The sequence below is a fragment of the Clostridioides sp. ZZV15-6598 genome (assembly GCF_020657705.1).
Lineage (GTDB): Bacteria > Bacillota > Clostridia > Peptostreptococcales > Peptostreptococcaceae > Clostridioides > Clostridioides difficile_F.
Genome location: NZ_JAGWCS010000149.1, coordinates 1 through 8,546, shown reverse-complemented (window position 1 = coordinate 8,546; position 8,546 = coordinate 1). Strand labels below are relative to the sequence as shown.

The following is an 8,546-nucleotide window of genomic DNA, read 5'->3' as shown; positions in this document are numbered from 1 at the left end:
GTATTATACTTTCCATAATTTGTCTAATTGTTTTTTTCTATAAACTTTTTAATCCTAATTAAATTTTACTATATTAGGATATAGCGTAATATTTTAACAGTGTATTAATCTAAGCTACTAATTAATTTATTTTTCACAAAAAAATACTGTTAAGAAAATATCTAAACTTAACAGTATTAGTATTTGTTTATCCTTATTTTATTTTGACTTTATAAATTTTCTTCGATTTATTTTTGATATACCTATCAACACAGCTGACATAATTAACATAGAAGTTCCACCTAAAATCAATTTAGAATATACTGTTGTTTTACTCATAGAACCTCCTCCTTTGCCTCCAAAGTTTCCAGCTTCTTTTGGATTACCTTGATTTTTATCCATGTTCATATTGCCATTTTGTTTATTATTCATATCTCCTTTATCCATATTTCCCATACCTGGTGGCATATTGCCACCTATCCCTTCAGGTGGTTCTGGCATACCATTCATACCTTCATCAGCTTCTTTCATGTCTTTATTATCACTTGAATTTTCATTATCAGAGGTTTCCTTCGTTGAAGAAGACTCTCCACTTAACTGAGCTTTTATCGTTTTACTCATAGTTTCTGCAACTTCTAAAACTCCTGGTATTGATTTTCCTCCTTTACCCATAGGACCCTCTAAATTCTCTTTACTCTTATCATCGCTTTCATTGTTATTTGTGCTATCTTTGTTATTTGTATTATTCTTATCTTCATTATTGTCTACATCCTGATTATCTGTATTATTTTTGACTTCACTTAAAGTAAGCTCTGCATTAACTCCTTTTTCATCACTTTTATTTTCGTTATTTTCATCATTAGAATCTTTATTATTAAATTCTTGATTGCCAAAGCCCTTATTACCACCTTTATCATCATTAGAACTTTCAATTGAAGATGTTATATTTTTTTCAAATTCTTCATATGTATAAAATGCTGTTGGGTCTTCTTTTACATATGATGCTATTAAGTCATGTACTTTTGTTGTCATATTTTCTAGATAATCTGAACCTAAATATTTTGTTACTATCTCTTCTAGATATTCATGATATTTTGTTTTATATGTCTCATTTTTTAATAATGCAGATATTAGAGGTCTGTCTTCTAAATTACCTGTTGTTGGTTCATCAATATATATTGATTGTTCATCTTCGCCTTTACCAGCACCACCAAATCCGCCAAATGACATATTAAAATCCCAAGGTAACATAGAAAATACTCCATCTTGTTCATATAAATAGTAATTATGAGCAAAATTACCTTGATAACTATCGAGATTTAATAAAGCTGTATTTATTGCTATATTTTTAAGAACAGAATCTACATCAAGATACTTTTCAATGTCTTCACCTGTATCTAGAGATTTTAATAGTTTTGTGACCTTAGACCAATCAGCTGTTTTTTTATCACTTTCAACTATTAAATTTGAATAACTTTCTGAATCATCTCCATTGTACTCCAATGAAGCACCTTCATCAGACTTATATAAATCACCAGTTACATCTCCAAAGTTATTTTCAAGATAAGATTCTTTTAATCCTTCCACTGCTAAATATAAACCATGATATTCACCATTTATAGAAACCTTTGCATATGCAAATTCTGGAGTAGCTAATCCCATATCTTCACAAATACTATATGTTATAAACTCTCTCATATAAGAGGGGTCAGAGTAACAGTTATTAAGATTTAATTGAGTAAGCCCTTCCATACTTTGACTAGTGTTATATTTATCAAAATTAATCTTATAACTATATCTATCACTATCGCTATTTGCTACAGATGTAAGACTGGAATTTCCTTTAGTCCTGATTCCAACATTTCCATATGAATCACCATCTACAGTCACTTTTGCAACTTTAAATTCTTCTTTTATAGCATTTTCATTCATATCTTTTAAATCACTATCATCTATTTCTATATTAATTTCCATAACTTTGTCTCTATCAAAATATTTTTCAATATACGCATCACTATATAAATCAACACCTTTATTTCCAGATATACTGTATATTCCAACTATTGCACATAAAAATACAACCATAAATGAGATAAGAAGGGTAAGTTTTTTATCTTTCATAAAAGATTACTCCTCTCTATGCTACATAATCACCATTGTAACTTACAAGAACTGCATTAGTAACTCCATCTACTTGACTTAAATCATTTATAAGACTTGTTTCTCCATCTTTCATTCTAACTTCAAACACCAACTCTATACCTTTTTCTGGTGTCACACTCTTTGATTTTATTTGATATTTAGAAAATACCCTTTTGATTTTATCAGTTGCAATGTCTTCTGAATCTTCATTATTACAATTTACCATTAATATATATGGTGTTTCAGATATTGTTTTATTTGAAAAAAAGATTAAAATTAATCCCATAATTATTGACCCCATTACAGCTAATGGAATTAAACCTGCCCCTAAAACTATGCCTGAACCCAATGACCAAAATAGAAATACTAAATCCATTGGGTCTTTAATTGCTGTTCTAAATCTTACTATAGATAAAGCTCCAACCATACCTAGAGATAAGACTACATTTGATGTAACTGCCAATATTACAAAAGTTGTAAGCATAGTAAGTGCTACAAGTGATACATTAAATGGTCGAGAATACATAATTCCCATATATGTCTTCTTATAAACCATATATATAAACAAACCAACTAAAAATGCTGAGCCTAGAGCTAAAGCACTATCCACAAATGAAAAACCTGATACGTTTTCTATAAAACTTGACTTAAAAATATCATTAAATGTCATAATTAAAATCATCCTTCCTATTTCTTTGTTTTTTCTTTAAATTTTATTTAAACATGTCTTTATCTAAATCTTAAATTTTTATTCTTATGTATATAACCTACTTGATGCATATTTTGAAACAGCTGTAGAAGTAGTTTTATTAATTTGAACTAAATCTTTTATAAAATCTGGTATAAATTCATCATATTTAACTTCTAATACAGTCATATTTTCATCAATAACTGAAACAGTTGGCAATTCTTTATTAAATAAATCAGTTGAATTTACAGCAGTTTTGATGTCACTATCGATTGTAACTCTTACATTTCCAACTGGATAAATAAAAGCTTCTCTATCGTAATCGACTATACTTTTTGCCTCCAATCTTTCACATTTTATCTTTAAATAAAACTCCCTTAATAAACAGTTTGTTGATTCTTTTAAGAATTCAATATCATTATTTAATATCTTCAATACTTCTTTTTTAGTTAAACTAGCTGATAGCTTTGATGTCATATTATAGTGTTTTATTTTTTTTTCTAATTTTATAAAAGAACAATCATTATTATAAAATCTTATTCTGAACTTTTCTCTTATTGCAACACCATTTAGCTTATCAAAAAGAGCTTTATCTTCTGGTGTATCAAAATATAAACTTCTAATAAGATATTTTCCATCTTTTGATGCATTTGCATCTTTTTTCATTATTGGATAAAGTCTTGATTTCAAAGCTAAGACATCCGCTTCAGTTATTTTATGTTTCATTTCAAATCTGTAGTTTAACTTTTTTTCCATTTTTATCACCTCTCAATTTTTTAACTAACTTTGATTTATTTTATATTTAGAGTATACTTTACTCGACTTTGTTAAATCTCCGTAAAATAAGTGCATCTTTATGGCATATATGTGGCAAAGAAAGTTTTTCAGATAATTTAATGTTTCCAATTTTATCTCATGCTTAAGCTTTACACCATAATGACAAAATAAATAGGCTATATAGAATACATCAAATGTTTTTGTATTCTACATAGCCTTTATTCATGTTACTTATTTTCAAAGTAAGTCATTGAGTTGGTTTTATTCTTTAAAAATCATGGAATATAGATTATAAATCTTCCATTAAATTATACAACTTCTTCATCATATTCTCTTGAAAATTGACTATTATAAAGTTCCTCATAAAATCCTTTATTATCAAGAAGCTCTTTATGGTTTCCTTGTTCAATAATAGTACCTTCTTTCATTACTAATATTAAATCTGCATCACGAATAGTTGATAATCTATGTGCGATAACAAAGCTAGTTCTTCCTCTCATCAAGTTATTCATAGCCTTTTGAATTTCAACTTCTGTCCTAGTATCTACACTAGAAGTTGCTTCATCGAGAATTAACACTGATGGGTCTGAAAGTATTGCCCTGGCAATTGTTAAAAGTTGTTTTTGACCTTGAGATAAATTAGAAGCATCTTCCGTTAATATAGTATCATATCCTTGAGGTAAAGTTCTTATAAAGTGGTCTACTCTTGCTGCTTTTGCTGCTCTTACAACATCTTCCATTGTAGCATCTGATTTACTGTAAGCGATATTTTCTTTTATGCTTCCATTAAATAACCATGTATCTTGAAGTACCATTCCAAACATTGTTCTAAGTTCTCCACGTTTTAAATCCTTTATATCAATACCATCAATAGTAATTCTACCCTCTTGTATCTCATAAAATCTCATAAGTAAATTTACAAGAGTTGTTTTTCCAGCTCCTGTTGGCCCAACAATTGCAATCTTATCTCCTGCATTTAACTTAATATTAATATCTTTCATAAGAATAGAATCATCACTATATCCAAATTTAACATGTTCAAATTCTACCTTACCTTTAGGTATATTTATAACTTTTGAAGGCTCTTTATCTTTTACTTCCTCTATTTCATCCATAACTCCAAACACTCTCTCAGCAGATGCAATTGCTGCTTGAAGCATATTTGTAATATAAGATATTTCTGTAGTAGGCTCTGATGATTGATTTACATATTGAATAAATGCCTGTATACTACCAAGAGTCATTGTTCCATTCGCTGCAAATATACCACCTACAACTGCTATAACCACATACCCAATTTGATTTACAAATCTAATGATTGGAGATATTGAATATGATGAGAATTGTGCTTTTCTACTAGCATTATAAAGATTTTGATTTACTATTTTAAAGTTTTTAATAGTATCTTCTTCTTTACTAAACGCCTTAACTACCACTTGACCAGTAAACATCTCCTCTATGTTACTATTTAATTCACCTAAAGCCTTTTGGTTTTCTGAAAATCTTTTTTGTGATTTTCCAGCAATTACAATAGTAATACATAATGAAACTCCTAATGTTATAGCTGATACTATTGTAAGTGATATACTTATGTTTATCATCATAACTATAGAACCAATCACCGTAACTACTGCTGTAATAAGTTGCATTAATCCTTCTTGCAGACTATCTGCAACCTTTTCTAAATCATTTGTAACTATACTAAGAGTTTCTCCCTTTTTATGTGAGTCATAATATTTAAGTGGAAGTTTATTTAGCTTATCACTTAAATCTTCTCTCATACTAAGAACTAAATTTTGTGCAACTCCTGCCATAATATATTGTTGTATGTATATAAATACTGAACTAAGCAAATACAAGCTTAAAAGTACTGATATTATACCTCCCATAGTGCTAAAGTTTACACTAAATTTTGTGCCAGTTTGGACCGCCGTTTTAATTCCATTAAATAATTGGTCAATAGCTTTCCCCATAATCATTGGTGCTAAAACTGTAAGCGCTGAACTTATTAATACTGCAATAAAAATTGTTAGTATCTTAAACTTTTGTTTTGACATATATTTTAATAGTCTTTTTGTAGTTCTTTTTGTATCCTTAGCTTTTTCTGCTGACATACCATCTTCAAAACTAAGTACATCTACTTCTTTTTTTTCTGTTATATTTTCACTCATATTACACCTCCAAATAAACAAATTGACTTTCTTTTTTGCTATGCAAGCTCTTCTTTACTAAGCTGTGAATCTGCAATTTGCTTATAAACATCACACTCTCTAAGTAAATCTTTGTGTTTACCAACACCTACAATTTTACCTTCGTCTAAAACTATAATCTGATTGGCATCCATGATTGTACTTATACGTTGTGCTATAATTATAGCTGTTGAATCTTTAATTTCATCTTTCAATGCTCTTCTAAGTTTTTTATCTGTCTTAAAATCTAATGCAGAAAAACTATCATCAAATATATATATTTCTGGCTTTCTAACTAATGCCCTTGCAATAGAAATTCTTTGCTTTTGTCCACCAGATAAATTGTTTCCACCTTGAGCTACAAATGAATCATAGTTATCTTCCATACTAGAAATAAACTCATCGGCTTGAGCTATGTTTGCTGCATGTTTTATTTCTTCAATACTTGCATCTTCTTTTCCATACTTTATATTTTCTTCTATTGTTCCACTAAATAAGAATGCTTTTTGTGGTACAAATCCAATTTTATCTCTAAGCTCTTTTTGAGACATATTCTTAATATCTTGACCATTTATAGATATCTCACCTTCTTGAATTTCAAAAAAACGTGGTATTACATTTGCAATCGTAGATTTGCCAGAACCAGTACTTCCTATAATTGCCGTTACTTCTCCAGAGTTTGTTTCAAATGTTATATTGCTTAAGACAGGTTCCTCTGATTCTGAATATGAAAATGTTACATTTTTAAAGGCTAAATGCCCTCTTTCTGAAATAATATTTTCAGAATTATTTCCATCTACAATTTCAGGTACTATGTCTAATATTTGATTTACTCTATCTGCACAAGCTCCTGCTCTAGGTATGTACATAAATACCATTACTGCCATGATTAGATAAAATAAAATTAAGATACAATACTCAACTAATGCCATTATATGACCTATTTCCATATTTCCATTACTTACTCTTATCCCACCAAACCAAATAATACTTACTATACCTAAATTCATTATTAACATTACAATAGGCATAAGTACTGCAAATATCTTATTTATTGAAATTGCTGTTTGAGAATAATCTATTGCAGTTTTATCAAATCTATTCTTTTCAAAACTACTTCTATTAAAAGCTCTTATAACTCTTACTCCAGTTACAGCTTCACGTAACACTCTATTCATATTATCCATTTTTATTTGCATTATCTTAAATAATTTGATAACTCTTTTACCAACTAAGCATGCAAATAGCATGAATAAAACCATTATTACAACAATAATAATTGTCATTACTCTGTCTATAGAATAAGCTAAAAATAATCCAGAAATAGTTATAATTGGTGCTGGTAACACCAACTCAATAAACATAAATAAAGATTGACCTATTAAAGTAATATCACTAGTACTCCTAGTAATCATAGATGCTGTACCTATTTTATTAAAATCATTTATTGATAATTCTTGAGCTTTTACAAATACTGCTTCTCTAATATCTCTACAAAATCCCGATGAAAGATTTGCTGATACTTTACAAACTAATACAGCTGATAGAGCTGTTATTCCTGCTACTATTAGCATCAATACACCTGTTTTTACAATATAATTTATATCTCCCTTTACTACACCATTATTTACTATACTTGCCGTAAGAGTTGGTATATATAAAGTTCCAAGTGTTTGCAAAAACGTAAATATCAACATTGTAACAATCAAAACTCTATACGGTTTTAAAAAACGAATTAATTTTTTCATACTTTCACACTCCTTTACAAAATATTATGATAAACTATACTGTAACAGGATAGTCAAGGAGGAATTTTAATTATGAGCCAAAATTCAAAAAATTACTTTACCACTGGTGAATTTGCAAAGATTTGTGGAGTCAATAAAAAAACTCTTTTTCATTATGATGATATAGGTCTTTTCTCTCCAGAATTGAAAAAAGAAAATGGATATAGGTACTACTCATATCATCAACTTAGTATTTTTAGTATAATCTCCTCACTTAAAGAAATAAAAATGCCTTTAAAAGAAATTAAAGCTTATATAGATAAACGAACTCCAAGTTTATTAATTGAACTTTTAGAAAAAAAGAGTATTGATATTAATAATGAGATTGAAAAATTAAATAATATTAAAACTTTAATGGAATCCACTATTGCACTTACTAAAAAAGCTTGTGATATTGATATAAATACTATTACTTTAGAAGAACATGAAGAAGAATATATAGTTAAAAGTCCTCTTATAGAAACTGAACAATTTATGGGAGACGATGAAGAGAAATTCTTATATGAATGTATCAATTTTATGGATAACTATGAACTAAGTGATGATTGTTTGATTGGTTCTATTATTAAAGGTGAGGATATACTAAATAAAAATTTTGAATCATATTCATACTTGTTTACTAAAGTTAATAGCGGATACAAAAAATGTCCAATATCAATCAAACCAAAAGGACTCTATGTAACTGCTTATCATAAGGGAGGTTATGATACACTTGAAACAACTTATAAAAAATTATTAAACTTTTTTAAGGATAATAATTTATGCATAGGAGATTTTGTTTATGAAGAATATCTTCTATATGATATAAGCGTCCGAGATATTGATGAATATATAACTCAAATCTCAATTGAAGTTAAACAACTTTAAAAACAACTACAACTAATTTTACTTTTACACAAAACTAAAACTGTCTCTTATACAAATTTTACGCTGCCGAAGAAGGCCTAGGTGTAGATTACGGATGTAGCCGTGTCACTGAAAAAA

At 28.4% G+C, this 8,546-nt stretch carries 6 protein-coding genes; 1 reads left to right on the top strand and 5 read right to left on the bottom strand.

Annotated elements, in window-relative coordinates:
* Positions 1-198: 198 nt before the first annotated feature.
* The 5 genes from KGF50_RS18600 to KGF50_RS18580 form a co-directional block, all read right to left on the bottom strand.
* Positions 199-2,100, bottom strand: coding sequence for a CotH kinase family protein (locus KGF50_RS18600; protein WP_227849443.1), 1,902 nt, complete (start codon positions 2,098-2,100; stop codon positions 199-201).
* Positions 2,101-2,116: 16 nt separating this feature from the next.
* Positions 2,117-2,791, bottom strand: a complete 675-nt coding sequence (locus KGF50_RS18595; RefSeq protein WP_413894762.1) for a DUF4956 domain-containing protein — start codon at positions 2,789-2,791, stop codon at positions 2,117-2,119.
* A gap of 84 nt (positions 2,792-2,875) precedes the next feature.
* Positions 2,876-3,565 (bottom strand): polyphosphate polymerase domain-containing protein, encoded by a 690-nt coding sequence (locus KGF50_RS18590; protein ID WP_227849442.1) that lies wholly within the window; start codon positions 3,563-3,565, stop codon positions 2,876-2,878.
* A 329-nt stretch (positions 3,566-3,894) separates the two neighbouring features.
* Positions 3,895-5,700, bottom strand: a complete 1,806-nt coding sequence (locus KGF50_RS18585) for an ABC transporter ATP-binding protein (protein WP_413926842.1) — start codon at positions 5,698-5,700, stop codon at positions 3,895-3,897.
* A gap of 95 nt (positions 5,701-5,795) precedes the next feature.
* The gene (locus KGF50_RS18580; protein WP_227849440.1) at positions 5,796-7,523 is read right to left on the bottom strand and encodes an ABC transporter ATP-binding protein; all 1,728 of its coding nucleotides are present in this window, start codon (positions 7,521-7,523) and stop codon (positions 5,796-5,798) included.
* Positions 7,524-7,595: 72 nt separating this feature from the next.
* On the opposite strand from KGF50_RS18580, the gene KGF50_RS18575 reads away from it, so the two are divergent.
* A complete protein-coding gene (locus KGF50_RS18575) occupies positions 7,596-8,429 on the top strand; it encodes a MerR family transcriptional regulator (RefSeq protein ID WP_227849439.1) in 834 nt (277 codons plus the stop codon).
* Positions 8,430-8,546 lie beyond the last annotated feature (117 nt).

Coding starts and splice junctions, on each gene's coding strand:
- KGF50_RS18575 (WP_227849439.1), top strand. CDS start 7,596: ATGAGCCAAAATTCAAAAAATTACTTTACCACTGGTGAATTTGCAAAG.
- KGF50_RS18590 (WP_227849442.1), bottom strand. CDS start 3,565: ATGGAAAAAAAGTTAAACTACAGATTTGAAATGAAACATAAAATAACT.
- KGF50_RS18595 (WP_413894762.1), bottom strand. CDS start 2,791: ATGACATTTAATGATATTTTTAAGTCAAGTTTTATAGAAAACGTATCA.
- KGF50_RS18580 (WP_227849440.1), bottom strand. CDS start 7,523: ATGAAAAAATTAATTCGTTTTTTAAAACCGTATAGAGTTTTGATTGTT.
- KGF50_RS18585 (WP_413926842.1), bottom strand. CDS start 5,700: ATGTCAGCAGAAAAAGCTAAGGATACAAAAAGAACTACAAAAAGACTA.
- KGF50_RS18600 (WP_227849443.1), bottom strand. CDS start 2,100: ATGAAAGATAAAAAACTTACCCTTCTTATCTCATTTATGGTTGTATTT.